General features: G+C 46.3%; 20 protein-coding genes. 2 read left to right on the forward strand and 18 right to left on the reverse strand.

Going from position 1 to position 25,713, the window contains the following annotated elements; genetic code table 11:
• Positions 1-181: 181 nt before the first annotated feature.
• The 14 genes from NFI80_RS06905 to hisS all read right to left on the reverse strand — a co-directional run bounded on the left by NFI80_RS06905 (position 182) and on the right by hisS (position 19,462).
• The gene (locus NFI80_RS06905) at positions 182-2,029 is read right to left on the reverse strand and encodes a chloride channel protein (protein WP_235163692.1); all 1,848 of its coding nucleotides are present in this window, start codon (positions 2,027-2,029) and stop codon (positions 182-184) included.
• A gap of 65 nt (positions 2,030-2,094) precedes the next feature.
• Positions 2,095-2,787 (reverse strand): hypothetical protein, encoded by a 693-nt coding sequence (locus NFI80_RS06910; protein WP_233798449.1) that lies wholly within the window; start codon positions 2,785-2,787, stop codon positions 2,095-2,097.
• Positions 2,788-3,041: 254 nt separating this feature from the next.
• Positions 3,042-4,961: a response regulator gene (locus NFI80_RS06915; protein ID WP_235158774.1), complete on the reverse strand. Its 1,920-nt coding sequence runs from the start codon at positions 4,959-4,961 to the stop codon at positions 3,042-3,044.
• An 11-nt stretch (positions 4,962-4,972) separates the two neighbouring features.
• On the reverse strand, positions 4,973-5,554 hold the full coding sequence (locus NFI80_RS06920; RefSeq protein WP_235163691.1) for a chemotaxis protein CheB: 582 nt from the start codon (positions 5,552-5,554) through the stop codon (positions 4,973-4,975).
• On the reverse strand, positions 5,551-6,366 hold the full coding sequence (locus NFI80_RS06925) for a CheR family methyltransferase (RefSeq protein ID WP_233798452.1): 816 nt from the start codon (positions 6,364-6,366) through the stop codon (positions 5,551-5,553). Before NFI80_RS06925 ends, NFI80_RS06920 begins: the two co-directional genes overlap by 4 nt.
• A gap of 3 nt (positions 6,367-6,369) precedes the next feature.
• Positions 6,370-9,699 (reverse strand): response regulator, encoded by a 3,330-nt coding sequence (locus NFI80_RS06930; RefSeq protein WP_235163690.1) that lies wholly within the window; start codon positions 9,697-9,699, stop codon positions 6,370-6,372.
• Between the two features lie 247 nt (positions 9,700-9,946).
• On the reverse strand, positions 9,947-13,273 hold the full coding sequence (locus tag NFI80_RS06935; RefSeq protein WP_235163689.1) for a UvrD-helicase domain-containing protein: 3,327 nt from the start codon (positions 13,271-13,273) through the stop codon (positions 9,947-9,949).
• 1 nt (position 13,274) lies between these two features.
• The gene (locus NFI80_RS06940) at positions 13,275-13,796 is read right to left on the reverse strand and encodes a hypothetical protein (protein WP_026628845.1); all 522 of its coding nucleotides are present in this window, start codon (positions 13,794-13,796) and stop codon (positions 13,275-13,277) included.
• 52 nt (positions 13,797-13,848) lie between these two features.
• Entirely contained in the window at positions 13,849-14,922 is a 1,074-nt protein-coding gene (gene hisC, locus NFI80_RS06945) for a histidinol-phosphate transaminase (protein ID WP_235163688.1), read from the reverse strand.
• Positions 14,923-14,955: 33 nt separating this feature from the next.
• Positions 14,956-15,411 carry an RES family NAD+ phosphorylase gene (locus tag NFI80_RS06950; protein WP_235163687.1) on the reverse strand — a complete coding sequence of 152 codons (456 nt, stop codon included), beginning with the start codon at positions 15,409-15,411 and terminating at the stop codon, positions 14,956-14,958.
• On the reverse strand, positions 15,411-15,839 hold the full coding sequence (locus tag NFI80_RS06955) for an Xre family toxin-antitoxin system antitoxin (RefSeq protein ID WP_233798457.1): 429 nt from the start codon (positions 15,837-15,839) through the stop codon (positions 15,411-15,413). Before NFI80_RS06955 ends, NFI80_RS06950 begins: the two co-directional genes overlap by 1 nt.
• Positions 15,840-15,907: 68 nt before the next feature.
• Positions 15,908-17,176, reverse strand: a complete 1,269-nt coding sequence (hisD, locus tag NFI80_RS06960) for a histidinol dehydrogenase (protein WP_235163686.1) — start codon at positions 17,174-17,176, stop codon at positions 15,908-15,910.
• A 4-nt stretch (positions 17,177-17,180) separates the two neighbouring features.
• Positions 17,181-18,044, reverse strand: a complete 864-nt coding sequence (gene hisG / locus NFI80_RS06965; protein ID WP_233798459.1) for an ATP phosphoribosyltransferase — start codon at positions 18,042-18,044, stop codon at positions 17,181-17,183.
• Positions 18,045-18,091: 47 nt separating this feature from the next.
• Positions 18,092-19,462, reverse strand: coding sequence for a histidine--tRNA ligase (gene hisS / locus NFI80_RS06970; RefSeq protein ID WP_235163685.1), 1,371 nt, complete (start codon positions 19,460-19,462; stop codon positions 18,092-18,094).
• A gap of 231 nt (positions 19,463-19,693) precedes the next feature.
• Here hisS and NFI80_RS06975 point away from each other — a divergent pair, with 231 nt between their 5' ends.
• Positions 19,694-19,846 (forward strand): hypothetical protein, encoded by a 153-nt coding sequence (locus tag NFI80_RS06975; protein ID WP_169719995.1) that lies wholly within the window; start codon positions 19,694-19,696, stop codon positions 19,844-19,846.
• Between the two features lie 36 nt (positions 19,847-19,882).
• Here the strand turns inward: NFI80_RS06975 and NFI80_RS06980 are convergent, their stop codons facing one another.
• On the reverse strand, positions 19,883-20,206 hold the full coding sequence (locus NFI80_RS06980; RefSeq protein WP_235158786.1) for a hypothetical protein: 324 nt from the start codon (positions 20,204-20,206) through the stop codon (positions 19,883-19,885).
• A gap of 109 nt (positions 20,207-20,315) precedes the next feature.
• Between NFI80_RS06980 and NFI80_RS06985 the strand changes: the two genes are divergently transcribed.
• Positions 20,316-21,092: a class I SAM-dependent methyltransferase gene (locus NFI80_RS06985; RefSeq protein WP_235163684.1), complete on the forward strand. Its 777-nt coding sequence runs from the start codon at positions 20,316-20,318 to the stop codon at positions 21,090-21,092.
• Between the two features lie 405 nt (positions 21,093-21,497).
• On the opposite strand, the gene NFI80_RS06990 is transcribed toward NFI80_RS06985, so the two are convergent.
• The 3 genes from NFI80_RS06990 to NFI80_RS07000 all read right to left on the reverse strand — a co-directional run bounded on the left by NFI80_RS06990 (position 21,498) and on the right by NFI80_RS07000 (position 25,628).
• Positions 21,498-22,508, reverse strand: a complete 1,011-nt coding sequence (locus NFI80_RS06990) for a glycosyltransferase family 2 protein (protein WP_235163683.1) — start codon at positions 22,506-22,508, stop codon at positions 21,498-21,500.
• Between the two features lie 93 nt (positions 22,509-22,601).
• Positions 22,602-23,897 carry a glutamate-1-semialdehyde 2,1-aminomutase gene (gene hemL, locus NFI80_RS06995; protein ID WP_235158790.1) on the reverse strand — a complete coding sequence of 432 codons (1,296 nt, stop codon included), beginning with the start codon at positions 23,895-23,897 and terminating at the stop codon, positions 22,602-22,604.
• A gap of 18 nt (positions 23,898-23,915) precedes the next feature.
• A complete protein-coding gene (locus NFI80_RS07000; RefSeq protein ID WP_235163682.1) occupies positions 23,916-25,628 on the reverse strand; it encodes an ABC transporter substrate-binding protein in 1,713 nt (570 codons plus the stop codon).
• Positions 25,629-25,713: the final 85 nt, after the last annotated feature.

Genomic DNA, 25,713 nt, shown 5'->3' on the forward strand with positions numbered 1-25,713 from the left:
TTAACACATTGTCAAACAATGCTTTGCATCATTATGAATGAAAAAGTGGATTTTTGATGCCTCTGAGCGGGATTTCGGAAATGTTTCACGTGGATCGTTAAGCAATGGCATAACCTGCCCTGTTAAGCGCTGGATTTCAATGCGTAATAAGGTAGTTTATGAAGCGCTTATGCGTGAATATTTATCCCGAATGTGCGCGCAGCAACTGGCGGTAACTGTTCAGGATGGCGGACTTGGAAATGAACCCTACAAACTCCCCGGACACTTTCACTACGGGCAAGTTCCAGGCACCCGTTTCATCGAACTTTTTGACAACACTTACAATGCTGTCGAAGTCGCTGATGACTACGGACGGGACTTTCATGAGGTTTGATATCGTGAGCATATCATACAGCTGCGGATTGAAAAGCAGCGGCCGGATGTCGTCCAGAGAAATTGTACCAACCAGGTTCTTATCCTCGTCCACGACCGAGATCATATTGCGCCTTCCCACCCGCACCAGCTCAGCCAGCTCCTCGCGTGTTGCGTACTGGCTTACCGTCTGAATGTCCTTATCGATGAGGTCCAGAATGTGCAGCAGCGAGAGTAAATTCCGGTCGTGTTCGCGGGTGAAAATCTTGCCTTGCTCTGCGAGTTTTCTGAGGTCGGGCGAGATGGGCGAAAACCATTTCGCCATTAAATATGAGATGACCGAAACGATCATTAAGGGGATAAAAAGATCATAACCGGAAGTAGATTCGGCGATCAGAAATATCGCGGTTAAGGGCGCATAAAGTACGCCGCTCATGACACCCGCCATGCCGACGATCACAAGATTATTGATGGGCACATCGGTGGCGCCGACCTGCACGCAGATGAGCGCAAACACGTAGCCAAGCGAGCCGCCCGCAAAAAGAGACGGCGCAAAATTTCCACCGTTCCCACCACTGAAAATGGTGATCGAAGCGGAGAATGCTTTGAGCAAACAGATGAGCGCAACGAAGACCACAACGACCCATTCGCGGTAGCCGATGAAGCGGAACAAACTGTTCTCAATTACCGACTGCATCTGCCCATTGGTGATGGCTTTAATGGTGTCATAACCTTCGCCAAAGAGCGGCGGATAGAGCACGCACAAGACCGACAGGATAGCGCCTCCGAGCATGGCTTTTCTGATCCGCGTGAGTTTCAGCCCGTGAAAAAACTCATCAATGTATTTGGCTATTAAAACGAAATACCGGGCGTAAAGTCCGCACAGAACGCCGAGAATTAAATAGAACGGAATGTTGTGATAATCGAACGGGTTACGCGTCTTGAATTGGAATAAAACATTTTCCTGCAGCAAGATCTTTGAGATAAGACTGCCGCAAACTGCCGCAACGACCAAGGGGATAAAATCAGAAAACACGACGCCTACCAGCAGGATCTCAAAGGCGAACATCATCCCTGCGATAGGCGCGTTAAAAGCCGAGGCAATACCAGCCGTTGCGCCTGCTGCGAGCAGCAATGTCCGTTCGCGATAATCCAGCTTGTATGTCTGAGCAAAATTAGACCCGATTGCAGCCCCTGTAACTGCGATAGGGCTCTCCAAACCAGCCGACCCTCCCAACCCCACGGTGATCGCACTTTGAACGATCTGTGAGTACATTTTGACCGAAGAGACCACACTTGAATTCTGCGCGATCTCGTACAGGATTACGGGGATGCCTTTTTTGTCCTGCCCTTTGAATATAAAAATCACAACCAGCGTCGTGATGACGATGCCCAGAAAGGGAAACAAAATATAAAAGAAAACCTGCTGCTCGAAGTAGACCTTGTAGGTAATTACATAGTGAATGTAATGTACAAGCGATTTGAGGATCACGCCCGCAAGGCCGCACGTGATGCCGACCAGGATACCCGACAGGATCAAAAACTGAGATCTTGTGAGCACACTTTTCAACCAGAAAAGCACGATTTCGTAACTGCGCGCTTTATTGAGGCTGTATCTGATGAAGTTTCTTCTGAACTTTAAATAACCGAATGCTCTCTTAATGTTGCTCTTGTTCACAATTTACCGTTTTGGTCCGCCGGAATGCCGGGACGCCGTTGTGCCGGCGGACTTCATTTTCAATGCTAGTTAGCACGGGCAAGCTGAACTTCAAGCTTGATGTCCACATTACGGTCGTTGCCGTTATAACGCGAGTTATAGCCGCCCGATCCGATGCCTACACCCATTCCGCCTCCCATTCCGATTCCTCCCCCTAAACCTATGCCAATGCGTGGGCTGAATCCGGATTGTGACGACTGTCCATCCACTTTAATGTTAACACCAAGCATTGCGGTTTCTCTGGCGTTCACGCCCATGAGGCTGAACGGGATTGCAATCTGTTCTGTAAGCTCTCCATTCTGGTCCATCAGGATCTTGGACTTAATGCTGCCGTCCTGTGCCACCAGATTGATGAAATGCTGGCCTTGTTTGTCTTTCCAAACGGCCTCTTTGTTATACGAATCCAGAAGCAGGTCGAGTCCGAGGCTGTTGGGAAGATCAGTATCCACGCGTTTTAACGCTTTCCGGTCTTCTTTCATTACAACCGGAAACAGCAGTGAGTATTGATCTTTTTTCTGTCCGTCGGGGCTGAAAGAGATTTTCAGGCCGCTGGAAAGGATGTTTTGAATGGTGGTCGGATCCTTGGTTTTCAGGGTCAGATAAACGTAATGTTCATCATTAATGATTCCGTATCTGAGCCTTGATTTCTGATCCTGCTGATCTGGTTTGACTTCATCCACATATGAAAAAGGCGCGTTCCATTTCGACTCATATGTCATGGTTTTTGAGGAACTACATCCAGCGAGGGCAGCCAGCAGTAATAAACACCAACTGTTTTTTATGATTTTCATTTTAACTAAGCGTAACGATTATGAATAATTAATAAACGAAATCCTTCAACCAATCATTACTGCAAACGGAAATAAATCGTCGCGATGAAATCGTCGCGATGAAATCGTCGCGATGAAATCGTCGCGATGAATAAGACTTTCCACATTTGGGAAATATGTTTCCGGCTGATTGTCTGCTAACGCTATTCCTCTCCCAGCAAGGCGGCAATCTTCCGGTGCAATTTTTCCGGCTCAAATGGCTTGGATAATGTATCATTCATACCCGATGCCAGGGCCTGCTGAATTTCCTCAGGCAACACCGTGGCCGAAAGCGAAAGAATCGGCGTTTGAATCATCAGCTGCTTCCGGGCAAAGCTTGCGGCCTGAAAGCCATCCATTTCGGGCATTCTTGTATCCATAATGATCAGGTCATATTTTTTTTCCCTCAATGCATCAATGGCTTCCCGGCCATTCAAAACCATGGTCGCATCCAATAACCAGGTTTTCAGGTATTTTTTCAAAAGCAATGCGTTGATCGGATTATCCTCGGCTACCAGGACTGTCTTCCCCGTAAATGGCGGCAAATCCTGGAATGCTACCGAAGGTTTTGGCTCAACGCTTTTTTCATTGGCATCCGGCAGGATTAAGGTGAAGAAGAACTGGCTTCCCTTATTGGATTTGCTGTTCACTTCCAGCTCGCTGCCCATCAGCCGCACGAGCTTTTGAGAAATTGTCAGTCCAAGGCCCGTTCCTCCGTATTGATGCGACGTGTTTTCAGAAGCTTGTCCGTACTCCGAGAAAATATTGGCAAGGTGCTCCTCAGACATGCCTATGCCCGTATCGTCGACGCTGAATTTAATCTTGTGGCCAAACTGCGTTTCTGAGATCAGATCCACACGGCAAACGACTCCGCCTTCCTGTGTGAACTTTAATGCATTGCCCACCAGGTTCAGCAAAATCTGGTTCAGGCGCATTCCGTCGGCCATGACGCATTCCGGAAGATTTTGATCGATAGCCAGGCTGAGGTTCAGCTTTTTCTCATCTGCTTTAAAGCGCATCAGGTCAATAATCCCTTTACCGAGCACACGGAGGTCAGTGGACGTCGGGATAATAGAGAATTTCCCTTCGTCAATTTTGGATATATCCAGAATGTCATTGAGAATGTTGAGCAGGGATCCGGACGACTGGCGCAGCATGTCGATCAGGTCGCGCTGGGATGCGTCGAGGGGTGTTGCGCTGAGCAGATTCCCCAGCCCGATGATACCGTTAAGCGGTGTACGTATTTCGTGGCTCATGTTTGCAAGAAATGATTCCTTCGCCTTCCGGGCTTTCTCGGCAAGACTTTGTGCGTCGATTAATGCTCTTTCATGCTCTTTCCTTTTTTCTACATCATGCAGGTTTACAAACAGGAGCCTGTTTTTATACATAATGCGCAATTCGAGCCAGACAGGTTGTCTTAACCGCCCGAAGAACCGGTCTTCCACAACGATGGTTTCCCCACCTACGTAGCTCTTCCTAACCAAAACCTCACGTAAAGAAGCATTTCCAGGTTCTACCAGCAGATCCAGGATTGTGGTTCCTACCAGGTGACTGGGAGATATTCCAAGAATTTTTTCAACTGATGGGTTAATAGATATAATGTTGCCCGTTTCCGGTTCAACGGTTGCAATAATGTCGGGGGAATTGAGAATGATCGTTGCGTAATTTTCAAGTAATTTGTTCTTGTCACGAATCTCTTTCTGGCTCCTGGCCAGCCTGATCAGCGAGTCGACCTTTGCATTGGTTATATAAGGGTCCAGCGGTTTGTACAGATAATCGATCGCGCCGGTTTTGAGCCCGCGCACCGCATAGGTTGTTTCTTTCGAAATGGCGGTCACAAAAACGATCAGAATTTCTTTGGTCTTCGGATTGGAAAGCAAGGTTTCTGCAAATTCAAAACCATCCATACCAGGCATCTGGACGTCGACAAGTGCCACCGCAATCTCATTTTCCCATACTATGCGCAATGCTTCGTTGGCAGAAGTTGTGGAGTAAATCTCGATATCATCCCTGCTTAGAATCGCTTTCAACGAAATGAGGTTTTCTTCACGGTCGTCGAGCAGCAGAATTTTTGTGTTTTCCATCTTAATTTATTCTATGAAAGTAGATCGCTGATCGTTTCGTAAAACCCATTCTCCTCTAACAGCTTGTGTTTTTGATATTTTAATAATGCTTCTTCCGGCATGCGCGGAAATTCCGCAAACGCCGGACTTTGCACATAGGTCGGACAGCCCTTTTCGGCCAGGAGTTTTAATCCCGCGGCTCCATCCTGGCTTGACCCTGAAAACAGCATAGCGGCTTTCAGGGGAATGCCTGACATTGCCGCAGACATAAATGTCGCGTCAATGGACGGTCGTGAAAAAAAGTCCGGCTCTGTGTGATCGTAGTAGAACCGATGATCCTCTCCGACCAGAAGATGATAATCCGGCAATGCAAAGTAAATCGTGTTCGAGGTAATCGGATCAAGATGATGCGGTTCGCTCATGTGAACATCGGTTTTTGTTTTAAATAAATCAGGCAACACCGATGAACTGTATCTTCCCCTATGCAATACGAAAATAACGGCAAACGAGATCGGTCCCTTTAAAAGTTTAATAATGTCTTCCAGGATCACAAAGCTTCCCGACGAGCCGCCCATTAGTACAAGACTCAGCGATTCATCTTTCGCGCTGTTCATTTGATTTTCTGATAAATGTTCAGTGCACTGTCAATTATTTTGAAATGGGCTTCAAGCCCCGAATAACGCAATGTTTCTCGTTTTCCCAAACAAAGAAACCCTAACATGCTCAAACTATCATAAAGAAGCTTGAAAACCTGCTGCCTCAGTTCAAGCGTAAAATAGATCATTACATTGCGACAGCTTATAAATTGAAACTCATTGAAAACCCCGTCACCGGTAAGGTCATGCAATGAAAAAACAATATTTTTCCGCAATTCCGGGGATATAACGGCTTTATTGTAAGCGACATGATAATAATCCGATAATGAGCCATTCCCCCCCGCCAGGAGATAATTTTCGGAAAATGATCTTGCGTTTCCCAAAGTAAAAACCCCTTCCCTGGCCGAAGTAAGCACCTTATTGCTCAGATCAGTTGCATAGATCAGCGAACGGCTCATGAGTTGGGCCTCTTTAAGCAGGATTGCCATTGAAAACGCCTCTTCGCCCGATGCACATCCGGCCACCCAGAACCGCAATGACGGGTAAGATTCCAGGTAACCAAATACTTCCGTCCTTACCCGTTTGAAATATTCGGGATCGCGGAACATTTCAGAATAATTGACCGTCAGTTCCTGGATCAGGTCGTATACAATGCTTCCGCCGGGCTCGATGTGCTGTATGAGCTCGTCCAGGTCCATGCCGTATTTAGCCAGGTAACGGCCCGCTCTTCTCAGCAGCGATGGTCGCGCATAACCGGAAAAGTCGAAACCGGAAATCTCGCGGATGCGGACGATCAATTCTTCGAGCTGTGAATATTCTAAAACAACCATATGTCAGGCTGAATGCAGCCACACTTTAATTAATGACAGCAACTTATCCACGTCCACAGGTTTGGAAATATAGTCATTGGCACCTGCCGCAAGACATTGTTCCCTATCGCCCTGCATCGCCTTGGCCGTTACCGCAATGATGGGCAGGTTGGCCCATCTGGGCACTTCCCTGATCTTTCTCGTCGCCTCTATCCCATCCATTTCCGGCATCATTACGTCCATCAGAACGAGATCAATTTCGGGTGTATCTTCCAGTTTCTCAATGGCTTCCCGGCCGTTCGTAGCGATTTCGATCTTGAAACCCGACTCTTCGAGCACCGCGCTCAAAGCGAATATATTGCGCATATCGTCGTCAGCGACCAGTATTTTTTTACCTACGAAAACATTCTCGGAATGGACTACCGGATTGCTGAATGCATCCCGTTTCTCAGGTCCTTTGAATGTTTTGGGCTGAATGTTTTTCAGGAATAATTTTACTTCATCCAACAACCGCTCATTCGACTTCTTGGTTTTCATCACGACCGGATGCGCGTATTTCATTACACGTGTTAGGTCCGCCTGGTCCAGATCCTCCGCTGTGTTAATCACAACAGGCACTGCGCTCCAAACTGAATGCTTCTTGATCTCGTCCAGCAAATCGAGGCCATTCATGTCCGAAAGCCGGATATCCAGAATGATGCCGTCGACCGTTTTTGTATTAAGTATCTCTAATGCTTCGGCTGCTGAAAATGCATATAGCACAAAAATGTTGTTCGCAGTCAGGAAATCTCCCAGATACTTGCTCTGATACTGATCGTCTTCAACGAGCAGGATCTTTTGCTTTTCGGTCTTGCCGGATTCCAGTTTCAGCAAAGTAAATATATGCTCCGCCGATTTCTCGTCCACGGGCTTTTGCATAAATCCGATTGCTCCTTCCTTGACCATATCCATGTCCAGATAGGAACCCGAAGAAACCGTGTGAACAGGAATGAGACTTGTTTTTGGGTCTGCTTTCAGTTCTTTCAAAACTTCATCCCCGGACATATCGGGCAAGTGCATATCCAGAATGATGGCCGTGGGCCGGAAACTCTGCACCAGCTCCATGGCTTTCCTGCCCGTGTCGGCTACTACTACTTCAAATCCGCTATCCCGTGCTTTGGACGACATATCCGCCGCAAAAATCTCATCATCTTCAACCAGTAGCAACCGGTATTCTTTGCCGTTCTCATGCTCCGGCACTTTTGCCACCGGCTTCTGGATTTCAACCATTTCAAGAGGCATCACTGCGGCTTCCGAAGTCGGCTCCTGATCTTGTACGGGTATTTTTAATGTGAATGTTGATCCTACTCCTGCTTCACTTCTTAGAGAAATGGAGCCTTTGAATAAATTAGCGAGCTCACGGCTGATGGAAAGTCCCAGTCCCGTTCCGCCATATTTCCGGCTGGTAGAGCCGTCGGCCTGCTGGAAAGCTTCGAAAATGGACTGCTGCTTTTCAGGCGCGATCCCGATGCCGGTGTCCGAAACTTCGAAAAACAAATGTGACGCTTCTTGTCTGATATTCAACGAAACTGTGCCCGGCGCCGAGGTGAATTTTACAGCATTGGAAACAAGGTTCCGAATGATCTGCAACAATCTGACCTGATCCAAAAACAGTGTGTCAGGGCAAGACTCAGATTTTTCAATTTTCAGTTCCAGTCCTTTGTTCTCCGCTATTTTCTGAAATGTGTTCCTGACCTCGGATAACAAAAGTTCGGTGCTTACATGCTCGTGCATCAGCTCTATCTTACCCGATTCTACTTTTGCAAGATCGAGAATGTCATTGATCAATGTCAGCAGATCATTGCCAGAATTGAAAATTACAGAAGCATAGCGCTGTTCTTCTTCGTTGAGCCTCGCTCCTTTGTTTTCGCCCAGGATTCTGGAAAGGATGAGAATACTGTTCAATGGGGTCCTGAGCTCATGGCTCATATTCGCCAGAAATTCGCTTTTGAACCTGCCGCTTTTTTCGAGTTCGTCGGCTTTGATCTGTATCTGATCACGCGCTTCCTCAATGGTGCTTTTTTGCTCTTCCAGCATAAAAGCTTTTTCTTCCAGCTCAGTATTAATTTGTTTCAACTCTTCCTGCTGCACCCGCAATTCTTCTTCCGAAACCTGCAAAAGCTGCGTCTGGCGCATGAGTTCCTCGTTCGTAACCCGCAGTTCTTCCTGCTGGCTTTCGAGTTCTTCCGCTTGCAGCTGGGTTTTTTCGAGCAGCTCATTGGTGGTCTCACGCGCATGTGCAGCCACGATGGCAACGGCAACATTGTCCGAAACCATTTCCAACAATTTGGAAACCTTATCGCCGGGATCATTGAGATAACCCACTTCTATAACCGCCGTCACCGCACCTTCAAATGAAACAGTTTTGATATATACCATGGCAGGGTTGGTACTTCCCGTCGTGCTCGCAATTTTAAAATATGCGGCGGGGACTTCCACTTTCCTTAGTCCTACCTGGTCAGATGCCATTTGCCCCAGCATACCCTGACCAAATTTGATTTCATCCGGAACTGACGCAGCGTTTTCAATTCCATAAGTGCTGGCGAGCTGTAAAAGATCTCCCGAGCGGTTGACCAGATACATGGTCCCTACCGGCGAGCCGGTGACCTCTACAAGCTTATTTAAAAATTTGCGCGCCAGTTCGCGATGTGTGGGCTCTCCGCGAATGGCCTCTGCAAGTTTAACTGCATTGTTTAATATCCAATTTTTTTCCTGATCCTCAATCGACAACTTTTCGAGCTGCTTATTAGCATTAATCGTCTCATTTTCGGAAGCGATCTGTGCATTATAGGTTCTTCTGATAAAATAGTATAGCAGGAAAACGACGCAAAGGAACACGAGCGTTCCAAAAACAATGTATTGTGTCGCCTCGGATGAGCTGTCGGCAGCAAGTTGCTCACGCTCTGCAAGCAAGCCTTCTTCCTGGTTTTCAATGCGTTTAAAAACAAAATCGATCTGTGAAGAAAGGACTTTTCCTTTTAAGACGATCGCTTTAATGGTGTCGGGCTTGACATTTCCGGCTTTGAGCAGCTCATATTGCTGATCCATCAGGTCCAGCCGCACTTGCATGATCGGCATGAGTGAGTCCAACCGGCTTATTTGTATTCTATTATCCCTTACCAACTTCCGCATGGCATCCAATTGCTGCCATACATTGTCAGCGGCCTGGCGGTAATTGTTTTCGAACTGTACATTATTGGTGAGCGCATATCCCCGGACATTGGATTCCGCAGTAAGCAGCTTGTTACGGACATTCGTTGAAATGGCCATTACTTCCCGGGTATGGTTCACCCAGCCGGTATTTTCCTGCTGCATCTTTATCGCATTGTAAGACGTAAGCCCTACTACAACAACTAAAACAATAGAGAAGATTATACCAATTAAAATCTGTTGTTGGAAAGATAGGCGCATAAACGACAAATAGCGGAATGGACTTGCTGAGGAATTTCCGCTAAATATCAGGAAAAAAACGGAAACCCCTCTTGATATGAAGCGTTTCCCCTAACTATTTTATAGAATTTCAGCGGATATTAAATATAAACTACTTCTACTTCGAACTGTCCTATTCGCTCGATTTTGCGGTAACCCATTCAACCAGTTCATTTTCCAGCGTGATCAGCACACCGCGAGACTTCTTGCCCGCGCCATCGTATGTTTTGATCAGCTTCCGCAAATGCCTGCGCGGCTCGTCGGCATTGCTTCCCCCCACGAACGACATGAAAATGAACTCGCCGTTCGTTTGCTCTACAACCCGGTCAATGTGCAGCAACTTGCCTCCTGGTATTAATAACTCTCTGTTTGTCTGCACCTTACCAGTATCCTGATAAAGATTTGACAGCTCGGGATCGCTCAATAAATCCCTGGTTTGTGCCTCAATCGCTGCTGTTTCTGCTTTGGTAAAAATCCCCTCGCCTACCAGCCGGTCCAAGGCAAGTGGCAGGTCGGAAATGGTTTTGAGGCGGGTTAAGAGGTAACGTATTTTTTGTAAACGGTCATGTTTGGGTTCGAATGTTTCCACATCGAAGATCCTGTCTGCCATTCTTCTGAGGCGCAAGGATTCCGTACGATCATTACTAAGAATGTGATTCAATACAAATGGCTGTGCATCAGACTTCCTATGCGCGTGCATGGGTTCGCTATGGCCATTAGCGATGACGTATCTGGACTCACTTTCATTCCAGGCAGGCTCAACACCCTCCTGCGCCAGATAACTTTGCAGCCAGTTGCTAACCTGCTGTCCCGATTCCCACTTTCTTTCGCGTTTGGCCAGGATATACAATCGCTGCACGGGACGCGTGAAAGCGACATATAACAAATTCAGATTTTCAACCAATGTGCGTGTACGCTCATCTGTATACTGCGTGGCAACGACGGTGTTTTCAAGGTCTTTCACGACTGAGACCATTGAGCTCCTCAGCTTTTTTTCGGGCTGATTGGCCAATGCAAGTTCATCATAATCGACATCATCCAGATCGAGCCATAGGCGGTCGAGCTTGGCATTAGGCGTCACTTTCCAATGTGCATAGGGCACGATCACCACAGGATACTCCAAACCTTTCGATTTATGAATGGTTGTAATGCGGATGGCATTGGTTTCGTCTGGGATTGTTATAGAAAGCTTATGCCTTGCCGATTCCCAATAAGTAAGGAAATCGCCGAGGTGATTGCTTTTTCTGTTTCCAAAATCCATCACCACATCCAGAAAACGGAACAGATATTCGTTCTCGAAATGGTTTGCAAACAATCCGAAACGCTGCATCAGCTGCTCGCTCAATTCGAACACGGACAATTGCCGCATTCTGAATGAACTCAGGTTAATGTTCCATTTTTTAAAATATTCCAAAAATGTATCCAAACCACTCTCTTCGCACAAAATGCGTATCTGCTCGTATTCACTCGCTGCCGGATTCTCTCTCCTGACGACGTGATGAAATAAATAAGCTGCCTCGTAACGCGCCAACCGGTGGTCGGAGCTAAGCAGCACTTTCATAAAGGAAATGATAAAATGCACCGATCTGGAATAGCCTAAGGAAAGCGCATCGTCCGATATCAAGGGTAATCCTGCTTCTTTAAGTGTGCTGGCCAGGGCAGTTGCTTCCCTTTTTTTTCTGCACAAAATAGCCATGTCACGCCAGTCGTAACCTTGCATTTTCAACTCATTCACCAGTTCCAAAGAACGCCTGACAATGCTGTCGGTGGCTCCGATCTCTTCCGTCTCGTCGTTTTCCTCATGCAGTTCGAGAAACTCAATTTCAACATGGCCGCCATTCGGCACATTATCTGGAATTTCCTGCTGGAAATTCTGATCATAGACATCCTGGATAAGCACATTCTCCGCGCCGACCGTTTCGGCAACGAAGGCAAAGAAGTTGTTATTGAAATCCGTAATCTCCCGACGGCTGCGCCGGTTGACTTTCAAATGATTTACATCCAGATAATTATCCAGGCTGAGTAACCGCTCGGCATTATACGAACTGTTCCCCAACACATTCGCCAGCGCCATCACCTGGCTGGTGGCGAGATGTAAAATAAGGTCCATATCACCGCCCCGGAACCTGTAAATTGATTGCTTGGCATCTCCTACGATCAGATTGAAAAAACCGCCTGATAATGCATTCTCAATCAGCGGAAGCAAATTGGCGAATTGCAGCTTGGATGTGTCCTGAAACTCATCGACCAAAATATGGTTATAGCGCTCTCCTAACCGCTCGAAAATAAATGGGACAGGCTCCCTGGCAACGATTTCGACGATCTTTCGATTGAAGTCTGAAATGTGAACCTGGTTATTTTGTTTCAAAAGCGCATCAAATTCCTTCCTGATCTCACCCAGCAGCGACAGGTTATAAATGTGCCTGTCCAGCTGTCCGTAAAGCGTAATTTTCTGCGTTTCGGAAGTCCGGATGTTCTCGATCTGGTGAAAATAATTTTCCAGGTCTGTCCTAACCTTCTCAATTTCGTCTTTAATTAAGACTGGGGCCTTGGCGCCATACCAAACCCCTTCTCCGATGGTTTTGTAAACGTAGGAATTTGGTTCTGCCCAAATTTTCTTCCCTTCGGCCCTGTCCCGGAAGTAACCATAAATGCCTCTCCCGCTCTGGTGAAAATCTTTTTCAGTAAGAAAAGTGGATTGTATCAATTCAAATGCATGCTTCGAAAGTTTCGCCAAATGCGCCTCACGCTCGCGAACGAATGCGCGCATCTGGTTGCGTATGGCGATCCAATCCTGCATTTTAAGATCCTCCACCCGCTTCATCTGCATGTAACTTTGCTCACTCAGCAAAGTGCCAGCAGTCCCGCGGATTTGCATGGGTAGTGTGCCCCAGCTTTTCCCTTCCTCGGCATTTTCGCGATAATATCTTTCAACGATCTCTGTGAGCACCTCTTCGCCATCCTGCCCGATACGTGCGAGCAGGCGGTCTACGGCGTCGTCCAGCAAATCACTGTCCAGCTGTGTTTCAAAAATAAACGGGATCCCAAGTTCATCGGTAAAACTGCTGATAAGCCGTTGTGTAAACTTATCGATCGTCATGACCGAAAAATCGGAATAGCGATGCAGGATCTGTCTGAAAACGAGTTGCGCGCGACCGGCGATCAGCTGGCACGCACCTTGGAAAAGTTCTTGATCTTGAAGCGTATCGGGATACATTTCCGTTACCACATCACGGAGCATGGGATGTGGATCGGCATCCGAATTGAAGAAATCTGAAAAGATCCGCAGCATAAGCAGGATGCGGTCTTTCATTTCATTAGCTGCCGCATTCGTGAATGTGACAGCTAATATATGCCTGAAATAAGTCTCTGAATTGGAGTGCAGGGCAAGTTTAAGATACTCCTTGGTAAGCGTATACGTCTTCCCCGACCCTGCCGATGAACTATAAACCTTAAACACCTTACAGGTTGAAGCGAATGCCTCCCGAAATGTTAGGGCTCAAATAAAATGGTCTTGGAAGCAGTTCAAGATATGTTCCCCCTTCCAGAAAAACAGAAATGCGGTTGTCAGGAATGTAGTATTCAATTCCACCCAGAACCGATCCGCCTAATGAAATATCTTTTTCATAATTGCCATTCAAGCGTTTTGGGTATGATCTGCGGCTATTTACCTGTCCACCTAATCCGTAATAAACGTGCACGGCTTCAGAATTGAAAAGCGGCGTATGCCATAAGTAATGCACTTGCAGGGAAACGCCGGCGTTTTTGTAAATTCCTTCGTCTCCTCTGTACTTACGGTCGTTGGACAAGATTCCGCCATAAGTCCCTATCGTTACGTCCAGCGCATGAATGTTGTTGAAATACTTACGGATATTGATCCCTGTTGGCTCGCCCAATTTAAAACCAACTGCCCAGTTGTCATATTGAGCATGTGCAAAACCAAAGCTGAGGATAAAGGCAAACGTTAAGGCTAATTTCTTCATAATGAGTTTTTATCGGGGATATTGAATTTTTGTGCTCTTCTAAAAAAGCGTGCTACACCGTCACGCTTTTTGCTTGATATTTCTTCAAAGAGTCGATTAATGCTTCATTTTCTTCCTGCGTGCCAACTGTAATTCTCAAACAACCGTCACAAAGATGAATCCGAGACCTGTCCCTGACAATGATCTCTTCGCTGATCAGATAATCCATGATTGCCTTTGCTTCATCGAATTGCACCAGTAGAAAATTGGCATCAGTTGCATGCACTTTTATCACCAACGATAAATCCGTTAACATGTTACACAGAGAAGTCCTTTCTTTGAGAATTTCTGCGATCATTTTATCTTTTTTATCAATTCCTTCCAAACCTTCCAATAGCGCTTTCTGAGCTGGCAGGCTGATATTATAAGGCGGTTTGATCTTGTTCAAAATGCGGATCAGCTCCGGGCTGGCGAAGCACATTCCCACGCGGATCCCGGCTAATCCCCACGCCTTAGAGAATGTCTGGAGCACCACCAGATTCGGGTATTGATCCAGGTGTTGTATCCATGAAGGTGTGTCTGTAAAATCAATGTAAGCTTCGTCCACAACCACCAGCCCGTCGAAACTTTCGAGGATAGCCGAGATGGCGTCGGCCTGCATAACATTGCCGGTTGGATTGTTTGGTGAGCAGATCCAGATAATCTTGGTTTTCGGCGTCACTGCATTAAGCACCGCTTCCACATCAATCTGATAATCTGTCGTTAATGACACTTTATCAATGATGACGTCGTGAATGGAAGCACTTACTTCATACATTCCATAAGTGGGCGGCAAGATAATCACGTGGTCCTGACCAGGTGTGCAGGTTGCTCTTGTCAGCAGATCTATCGGCTCATCGCTTCCATTTCCCAAGAAAATACGGTCGATATCAATGTTCTTGATTGGCGCAAGCTTCTGTTTGATTTCAGACTGGTAAGGATCGGGATAACGGTTGTAATTTTCTTCCGTCACCGAGCCGTAAGGGTTTTCATTCGCATCCAGGAAAATACCTGAATGTCCTGTGTATTCATCCCTTGCCGACGAATAGGGCGCTAGTGAAAGTATATGCGGACGAAGAATTTTAGTAAGGTCAAATGTATTTTTCATGCGGTCCGTTTTATATCGCTCGGATGCGGTTATTTACTTTTTTGAAAAAAAGAATAGTCGTTTGTCAAATTCAAATGGCTCAATATGAATCACTTTCACTTCACTGGCAGCAGGATGCGACGGATTGATTAAATAATTATACTCCGAATTCACCACCACCGACGGAACTCTCAATAGCAACGACTTGCTGTCTTCCAGCCAATCGTCACCCACCGACTTGCTCCATTGCGGATCCTGTTTCCAGTCTTCCACAGTGTATGCAGCGAGTGATTTAATGTCATCAGGCACAAAAAGCACCGCAACAACATAGTCTGGAGGCGGCGTGGACCGGCTGGCATGAACCAGCACTTCCAGCATAGCAAGCGACCTGTGTGAGGACGCATAGAGCATTGGTCTGCCGGGCGAGTTCCACCTTCCACCATGGTGAAAAGCGCCAATCCCAGTCAAATCGTCTTTATAAATAGTGCGTGTAATCCTAAATAGCTCCATTAAGCAAAAATACCGTGTTCGATTCGTCCCAACTCTGTTTTAATCAGTTCTATGCCTGCGTGTGTACGCAGAAAACTGATGGGTTTCTCCTGCCCCAAAGCAGGAATTTCATTGTTGAGCCAATCCAGAAAATATTCTTTACCTAGCACCCGAACTCCTATTGAAAAGAGATCTGCAAGCGAAATGAGATGATCTGAAACAACATTGCTAAGCAGATCCACATCATTGTAACGTTGCAGGTTGCGGGATGTTACAGGCAATAATGCAATGATATCTTTCACATCCATGCCTACGGAATCCGCAAGATGCTGAATGGATGCTTTCGGCACGCCATTTGCTGCAAGGTAAGCAAGATCGAAATCATTCTTTACAGCATGCTTCAGAATGCCATAACCTCCGAGCCGTTCATTAACCATGTATGCTGTCATCGCTCTTTTGATTGAGTTGAAAAATGTCCCCAAATTTAAGACATTTTTCCAGCATTAAAAATTCCTTCCTACAAAAGACTTTTCAGCCTGATGCTAACTGCTTTCTTATGTGCATCCAGTGACTCGGCTGCTGCCATGGCTTCCACAACGGGGCCAATTTGCCGGATTCCTTCCTTAGTAATGTTCTGAATGGTGATTTTTTTTACAAAACTATCAACAGAGACGCCGCTATATGCACGTGCGTAGCCATTGGTGGGTAATGTGTGATTGGTGCCTGAGGCGTAATCACCGCATGATTCAGGTGTATAATTGCCCAGGAATATTGAGCCCGCATTGACTATTTGTTCTGAAACCGCTTCTGCATTCTCAACACTTAATATTAAATGTTCGGCTGCATATTGGTTTAGCAGATCAATGGCATCCTCCTCGTTGTCGAGCAGAATGGCTTTGCTGTTGGCAATGGATTGAGCAGCCAGATCGCGTCTGGGGAGCTTGTCCATTTGTGAGGATAATGTGAGATTGACAGCTGATAAGAGCTTTTTGCTGGTCGAAACAAGCAACACCTGGCTGTCCGGACCGTGCTCGGCCTGGGATAAAAGATCAGCGGCTACAAATGCAGGAATGGCGCTATCATCCGCATAAACGGCAACTTCCGATGGTCCGGCAGGCATGTCAATGGCGATGCCTTCCTTGCTGACCAGCATTTTAGCAGTGGTAACATACTGATTACCAGGTCCAAAAATCTTGTAAACCTTTGGAACAGATTCCGTTCCATAAGCCATTGCCGCAATCGCCTGCGCCCCTCCTATCCGAAATGCTTTGGTAACGCCCACTAACTGCGCTGCATATAAAATCGCCGGATGATCCGAAGGCGTGCATAACACAACTTCCTTACAACCCGCAATTTTGGCAGGGATTCCAAGCATTAATACAGTGCTGAACAATGGCGCGGAACCGCCGGGAATGTATATTCCAACTTTCTCAATCCCAACACTTTTACGCCAGCAAGTTACGCCCGGCATGGTTTCAATCTTTTCGGCCGGTTGGAGCTGGGCTTCGTGAAATTTGTAAATGTTCTGATAAGCCTGTCCGATCGCTTCCTTTAAAGTCTCATCCAACTTGTCAGCAGCGCCACTCAATTCTGCTTCTGTGAAAGCAATGTTATCCAGCACTGTTTTATCGAATTTCAGCGCCAGTTCCTTAATGCCTTCGTCACCTTCTTTCCTTACCTTATCGAGGATCGGATTTACTTTTGCTTCGATATCCTGTGCTTCCTGAACGGGGCGGGCCAGCAATGCGGGCCATTGATCTCTTTCAGGAAATGGAACAATATTCATACAATTATAAGATCATTTTTTCAATTGGAATAACCAGAATCCCCTCTGCACCAGCCTGTCTGATTTTCTCGATATTTTCCCAAAACTCATTTTCATTGATCACCGAATGCAAGGAACACCAACCTTCTGTGGCCAGCGGCAGGATCGTTGGGGCACGCATTCCGGGCAGAAACTTCGTAATGCTCTCCACAGCGCTGGTGGGGCAGTTGAGCAAAATATATTTGTTATTCTTCGCAACCTGAACAGACTTGATCCGGAAAAGCAATTGATCCAAAAGATCCTTTTGCACCTCCGAAAGATGCTTGCTTGCAATCATGACCGCCTCTGAGCGGAAAATGGTTTCCACCTCTTTCAAGCCGTTGCTCAAAAGTGTGCTGCCGGAACTTACAATGTCACAAACAGCGTCTGCCAAACCAATGCTGGGCGCAATTTCAACCGATCCGCTAATTTCGTGGATTTGGGCTTTCACATTATTCGAACTCAGATATTTCTCCAACAAACGCGGATAAGTCGTAGCAATGCTCTTTCCTTCAAGGTCAGATACGTTGTTGTAATCGTGCTCGCGTAGAACGCCGATTGACAATCTGCATTTCGAGAAACCCAGCTTGTGAACCGTATCCACGTCCCGATTTGACTCTTCAGAAACATTCTCACCTACGATACCCAAATGCGCCACGCCGTCCTCAACATATCCAGGAATATCATCGTCCCGCAAGAAAAGGATTTGAGCAGGAAAATTTGTAGCGTCGGTTTTCAACTTTCCGGCACCATTATCAAACCTGATCCCACACTCTTTGATCAATTTTAAAGAGTCTTCACTCAACCTTCCGGATTTTTGTATTGCAATTCTTAATATGTTGTCATTCATCGTGTTGTGGGCTTCCGCTAAGCAACGGTTTGGTCTGTAAGTTAAGTTTAGTTATTTTTTTCGGCGAGTGACGCAATGATGTCGTTAATATTTAGCTTCTGCTGCTCGCCTGTTTTCATATTTCTCAAAGTCAGCTGACCCGTTTCCATTTCATCCGACCCTATCAAAATAACGAACGGAATGTTCTTCCTGTCGGCATAATCCAGCTGCTTTTTAAGTTTTACCGAATCAGGGTAAATTTCAGCATTAATGCCCGCTGCTCTCAGCTTTGGCAAGATAGACAACCCGAAACGGAATGCTGGCTGGTCAAAGTTTGAAATCATAACCTTAGTTGCCGTCTTTTGGTTTTCAGGAAAGAGATTGAGTTCTTCCATGACATCATAAATCCGGTCGACGCCGAGCGAAATGCCTACGCCGGAAATGCCTGGAACGCCAAAAGTGCCCGTCAAATTATCATAACGACCACCGCCGGAAATGCTGCCAATTTGAACATTGTTCGCTTTCACTTCGAAAATAGCCCCTGTATAATAGGAAAGGCCGCGCGCCAATGTTACATCAAATTGGATCTTAGGATTTTCCAGCCCGAGGGTTTTTACGAGATCCCAAACTTCTTCCAACTCCTGCACGCCCTTCATTGCAATTTCCGAACTCCCCAGCCAGTTTTTCAAAGCCGTAAAAGGTTCGTCACCATCGGAAAGACTAAAAACTGGGTCAAGTTGCGTAACACTGTCGCTGGAAAAGCCACGTTCAACGAGCTCTTCAACGACTTTATCTTTTCCTATTTTATCCAATTTATCAATCGCAACGCAAAGCGGGCCTTCCATCCCATGGGCACCGATCATGTCCGCAATGCCTGTGAGGATTTTCCGGTTATTGATCTTCACGGTAAAATCATTGATCCCTAATGCAGGTAAGATCTCGTGCAGAAGCAAAACGATCTCCGCTTCGCAAAGCAGCGAATCGGTTCCTACAACATCTGCATCACATTGATAAAATTCACGGTAACGGCCTTTTTGCGGACGGTCTGCACGCCAGACAGGCTGGATCTGATATCTTTTAAAAGGCATCACCAATGTTCCCCGGTTCATCACCACATAACGGGCGAAGGGAACCGTAAGGTCGTAACGCAGTCCTTTTTCAGAAATTTTCGAAGTTAATGGTTTTGAACCTTCCTGCCAGTCCGCATCAGTAAGCTTTCCGCTAAAATCTCCGGAGTTCAGTATTTTGAACAAAAGCTGATCGCCTTCATCGCCATATTTGCCCATTAGAACCGAGAGGTTTTCGAAGGCTGGTGTTTCCAAAGGCAAAAATCCATATCGTTGGAAAGAGCGGCGGATGGTGTCAAAAATAAAAGTACGTTTTGCCATTTGTTCGGGACCGAAGTCTCGGGTTCCGCGGGCAAGGGATGGTTTACTCATTGAATTCATTCGGTAAATGTACTGCGCACCGGAACCTGAAAGCGATGAACCGGCAAGTGAAGTTTGCCGGCTATCGAACGTCAATTGGTGTCAGTATTTGTAATTAATTTGGCTTGTAGGCCAATTTAACCGTAAAGTTAGGGCAGGTTAGGCAATATTTGTGACTATTGTCTGCATTATTTACATGAAAATGATTAATTTTGCGGCTCTTTCACAAAACAATATTTTACAATGGGAGTTACGGAATTAAAACGTAAGAGTCGCAGAAACAAAGCAGTAGCTAATAACCGCACAGCGAAAATCAAAGATCTTTTACGCAAGCCAGAAGTACGCAACGTTGATGTTGAAGCAATAAAGGCTCAGTTTGAAGCTAATAAAAAATAATTTAGCATCTACGAAAAGGAATTCAACTAGTCCCTGTCAATCTGTTTTGGTAGGGCTTTTTGCTTTTTTACCCGGTTTATGCTTGCTGGCAGACTTAATGTTGATTTTCCGAACAAGCTGACGCATGCTGCGCCGGGTTTCCCTGCGGACGTCCAGTAGTATCCGGAACCGGAGGGCTTCGCCAAACATGATGAGGCCGCCATTGATCAGCGCAAGACTATACAATCCCAAAACAACCCAAACCTGCGTAGGAACTCCTGTCCGGCGCTGGTGTGCTGCCTCGCTCAGGACGGTCAGGCCAAAACTGAAAATCAACAAGCCGAATGGAGCCAATATCATCCATTTCGTACGCGTTGACATTCGTTTAATTAGCCTTTTGCCAGGTGGTTTCGGATCGATTGATGGAATCATTTATTACTTTTTTCCTTATTATGATCCTAAAATTATTAATTTTTAGTTAATTGATTTAATGAAATCCATCATTAGTTTAGTATTAAGGTATATTCCCCGGCCCTATCTGCAACTGGTCGGACATTGGGTTGCCCGTTTTCTCAGCATTTTTTACATTGGTAATCAGGTTGAATGTCCTGTTTGCGAAAGCCGTTACCGGAAATTCCTGCCTTACGGCCGCAACACTTCCAGCCGTGAGAACGCACTTTGCCCGAGTTGCCTTTCCTTAGAGCGACATAGGCTAATGGGTCTATATCTTAAAAGAAAAACCAATTTCTTTACCGCCAACCTCAAAGTCCTGCACGTAGCACCAGAATATTGCTTCATAGATCGCTTCGAGCAGATGAAAAACCTGGATTATATTACAGCTGACATTGAGTCACCATTGGCAAAGGTGAAGATGGATATTCATTCGATTCCGTTCCCAGAAAATACATTTGACGTTGCCTTTTGTAATCACGTAATGGAGCACGTGGACGATTATATTCTGGCGATGAGCGAGCTGCACCGTGTTCTAAAACCTGGCGGCTGGGCATTGATCCAATCGCCACAGGACATGAAGTATGAAGTGACTTATGAAGATGCCACCATTACAGATCCCAAGGAAAGGGAAAAGTACTTTTTACAAAATGACCATTTGCGGTTATTTGGACGAAATTATGGTCGCGAGTTGGAGAAAGGTGGTTTTACTGTTAAGGAGGACCGATTTGTGATGGATGAGCTGACCAAAGCGGAGGTTAGCCGGTATGCTTTGCCTGGTGAGGAGATCGTTTATTTTTGCCAGAAGGCGTTGTGATGGAGGCTGCCGGGTCGCTAGCGGATCATGCGTCTGAGCAGATGGCGGATCATGCGACTAGACAGTAGCAGACCATCCTGCTAGACAGCAGCAGACCATCCTGCTAGCCACCAGCAGACCATCCTGCTAGCCAGCAAGCGGCCTGGGGTTGAAACGCCAGGTTATAATATCTTCACCTTAAAGGGGTTTACCCCTGTTCCATATTTTGGCCAGGGGTTTTAACCCCTGGTTTCCTGGTTCTTTTGCGAAAAGGCGTTGTAGGCGGCCCTGGGGTTGAAACCCCAGGTTGTGATATCTGGTGATTATGATATAATCACAATCGAAACCAAGATAATATCGTCAGATATGATAGATACTTTAGCCCGGGGTTTCAACCCCGGGATCCCGGTAATTTGGAAGCCAATGTTATGATGGATATTCGATGGTCGCGCCGGTTTCCCGGTGCGATTTTTTTTCGAAAAGCCGTTTCCATCCTTCTTCCATAAAGCCGATTCCGTAGCCGAAGAGCTGGACAAAAGCGGCTCCTATGCCCAGAAATGCAACCTCAGCGCTGCCTGTTTTTCTGAATGCATCTATAAAAAGAAGTGCAATGTATGTGGCTAATCCAATCAGGCCCAAATAGAAGAATGGCTTGAAGATCAAAAACCAGAGGGGGATGCTGCAAACTGCCAAGGTAAAAAGCAGCGGGAATGTGTGCACGAGTTTCAGTTCATCCGGGTAAAACCGGGCAATGTTGATCCTGGCTCTTCCAAAAAATTTCAGTTGTCTGAAAAATGGTATGAATTGCGTGCGGCGCTTGTGGTAAATGAATGCTTCCGGGATCAATGCAGAGCGAAATCCGAGCCGTAGAGCAGCAATGCTGAACAAAATGTCCTCTCCCATCCGGCTTGTTAAAAATCCTCCTGTTTTTTCCCAAACCTGCCTGGAAAGGCCCATATTAAAGCTTCTGGGATGGAATGTTCCGCCCATGTTATTTTTCTTTCCCCTGATCCCACCCGTCGTGAAAACGGAGGTCATGGAATAGCTGATCGCTTTTTGTATAGGCGTAAAAGAAGGATGATCTGTGTCGGGGCCACCGTACAGATCGACGTAGTGCGTATTTAGCTTTTGCTCGACAACAGCCAGATAGTCAGGTTCAACCAGCGCATCTGAATCCAGCAGAATAAAATAGTCTCCCGAAGCACGCTCGAAACCGTGGTTTCTGGCAAAGCCCTGCCCACCGTTTTCTTTGAAGAAGTATTTAATGTTCAGTTTATCTTCAAAAGATTTTACAACCGCATCCGCCATGATTTTTGAGCCATCTTCCACAATGATCACCTCAAAATGCTTAATAGTCTGGTGCACAAGACATTCCAGCAATTCCTGCAACTCGTCGGGACGGTTGTAGACAGGGATGATGATGGAGTATTGGCGCATTAATTAATTTTGAATGAATGAATGAGCGGTCGCCGCTGCGATGAATGAGTGAATGAGCAGTCGCGGATGCGATGAATGAATGGTCGCCGATTTTTATAGATCTAGAATCTCTTTTAGTGATTCTTCATTAGCCGTTATGATTTTATCTAAGTGTTTGTCTTCCAATGCAGTGGATAGGAACATGCTTTCGAATTGGGATGGGCCCATGTAGATGCCCCGGTCTAGCATAGCGTGGAAATATCTGCCAAATAATGGAAGGTCTGACGACTTTGCAGATGGAAAGTCTGTTACGGGCTGATCCGTGAAGAAGAGCGTATACATGGAGCCGATGTGGTTTAATGTATAGTTTAAACCCAACTTCTGCATGGATGCCTTGAAACCTGTTGATAACTTCTCTCCCGATGCTTCCAGTTGCGTATAAACTTCCGGATGATCGTTCAGATAATTCAGCATGGTTAGCCCCGCTGCCATCGCAATCGGGTTGCCAGACAGCGTCCCTGCCTGGTAAACCGGACCGGCTGGCGACACCTTGTTCATAATGTCAGCCCTGCCTCCGTAAGCTCCTACGGGCATTCCTCCACCTATAATTTTTCCTAACGTTGTTAGATCGGGTGTAATTCCGAATCTTTCCTGTGCTCCGCCCTTTGCCAAACGGAAGCCTGTCATTACTTCGTCCAGGATCAGGACGATTCCTTCCTCATCACATATTGTACGCAAACCCTGCAAAAAACCTTCGGCAGGAAGGACGCAGCCCATGTTACCAACCACAGGTTCAAGGATCAATGCTGCAATTGCATTCTTGTTGGCATTTACGAGCGTTTGAACTGCTTCAAGATCATTAAATGGTGCTGTTAATGTGTCATTTGCCACACCTTTTGTAACGCCCGGGCTATCCGGTGTGCCGAAAGTGACGGCACCGCTGCCCGCAGCTATTAAAAAGCTGTCGCCGTGGCCATGATAGCAGCCTTCAAATTTGATAATCTTATCTCTTCCTGTAAAACCTCTGGCCACCCGGATCGCAGACATTGTAGCCTCAGTGCCCGAATTTACCATTCTTACCTTTTCGATCGAAGGCACCATACTTACGATAAGCTCAGCCATCTCCACCTCCCGGCGCGTTGGCGCACCGAAAGAGAATGAATGCTGAATGGCATCGTAAACTGCCTTTTGTATCAATTCGTTAGCATGTCCCAGGATCATTGGGCCCCAGGAATTGATTAATTCTATATACTCATTATCATCCTCGTCGTAAACATAAGGCCCCTTGGCTGACTTGATAAAAACGGGCGAACCGCCTACTGCACGAAACGCGCGGACGGGAGAATTTACGCCACCAGGAATGAAATGTTGTGCTTTTTCAAAAAGATGCTGACTCGTTGCAATGTTCATTGGATACGCTAATTTGGGTTACCTGTCTACTGGCGTCCATTTGGAGCCGTTATGTTTCAAAACAGGTGTAATCTGGTTCTCGTTTGCTTTTGTAAAATTAAATCCTGACAAAAGATATTCATCACCCGCCGGCCGTGCGGATTGCAAGCCGTCCTGAAACCTATCTTTATGCTTGGCAAGCATACGCATAAAAAACAATAGCTGGTCGAATCCCTGGTAAGAGTAAACGGATGGGAAAGTGTTCGTTTTGTTCCAGTAATTCTTTTGAAACTCACGAATGTTCTCCTTTTCACGGTCTACATAATCCGTATCAATCAGGTAAAGCCGGGACGCATACCGGTTAAGTCTGGACTGCTGCGCGCTGAAACTTGTAGATGTGCTCAGGACCGGAGTTGTGGTCAGTTTACGTCCGTTCAACACCTCCATCAACATTGCGCCGGAAGATCCGTCGGTAGAGAAGAGGGCGATGTGAGATGGTTTTGTAGTTTCAAAGGTGGAAAGATTGTTTTCCAGCCACTCGCGGGACGTTTGGATTTTAAGCATTTCCAGCACTTTCCCTCCCTTACTCTTCCATTCGTTGGCATATGAAAATGCCATTGCAGAGTCCTTTGACGTTCCACCGTAGTAGATCGCAGCGGACAATCCCATCGCCTGCGTTTTCATCCATTGCGCCGCTTTTTGCATTTGAAAAGCGATAGATGGATGCGCCAGGTAAATATTAGAGCCGGATTTCAAGAGGTTGCCATCGGTTGAAAGCGGATTAAGCATGATAGCCCTTCCATTGGCAACATAGCTGGAAGTGACATCGAATGTGGCAGGATACAACGGCCCGATCACCATATCAGATTGCTGAAAATTCTTATTTTCAACGATCGGCTCGACCGTTTTGGCATCAGCTCCCACGTCATATGCCCAGAGGTTTACGCTTATTCCCTCAGCGGCAAGCTGTTCTTTGGCCATTATAAGGCCCTGGTAATAGTCGTAAGCAAACTGGTTCGAACGGCGCCTGCCCGTGCTGAATTCATCCAAACGAAAAGGAAGGAGCACAGAAACATCATAGTAACCTTTTGTCCACTGCCCTTCGGATTTTGGAATGCTGCGCTTTGGCGCTTCTTCTGCTACGGCAACTTTTTCTTTTTTACTAAATTTAAACTGCTTTTGAAGCTGCTCCGCGATCTGGAAGTCAGTTTGTGTTGAGCTTGGGGAAGTCTCTATAAAGTGGACCAGGGTCAATGCAATGTCCCGATCATCCGCATATTGCTTTTGCAGTCTTTTCAGTTTAGCTAGATCCGTAATCGAGCCGAAATAATGTTGTTTTAAAGAAAATACATCCTTAGCCAAAGAAGAATCCTTGATTTTGGCCAAATGTGCCAGTCCTTCATCCGTTTTGCCCTCTTCCAGCGCAATGGCACCAAGCAAATATTGCGCATCGGCAATACGGTTCCACCCCGGATAGCGGCTTTGCAATTGCAGTAACATTTGCTTGCTCTCCCTGAAACGCTTCAATTGGTAAGCGGAAAGTGCATAATAGTAATGTGCGTAAGCTGAGAAGGTGGTTTTTGAATTGACACTTGTCAATGGCGAAAGTTTCTCCATTGCTGCGGCATAACGTCCTTGTTTATAATCTCCAAGCGCCGCTTTATATCTGCTTTCCGTTTGTGCAATATTCTGGGCAAATGCTGCATCGCTCAAACCGGCAAGTATGAAGATGACTACAATAATTGATTTCATCGTAACAGTGGGTGAAAATTGAGTAACGGCGGACAAATTACAAAATCCGGTCTAAGAGAAAAAAACGGGCAATATTTCCGGTTGG

Origin of the sequence: Dyadobacter chenhuakuii, assembly GCF_023821985.2 — a bacterium.
GTDB lineage: Bacteria > Bacteroidota > Bacteroidia > Cytophagales > Spirosomataceae > Dyadobacter > Dyadobacter chenhuakuii.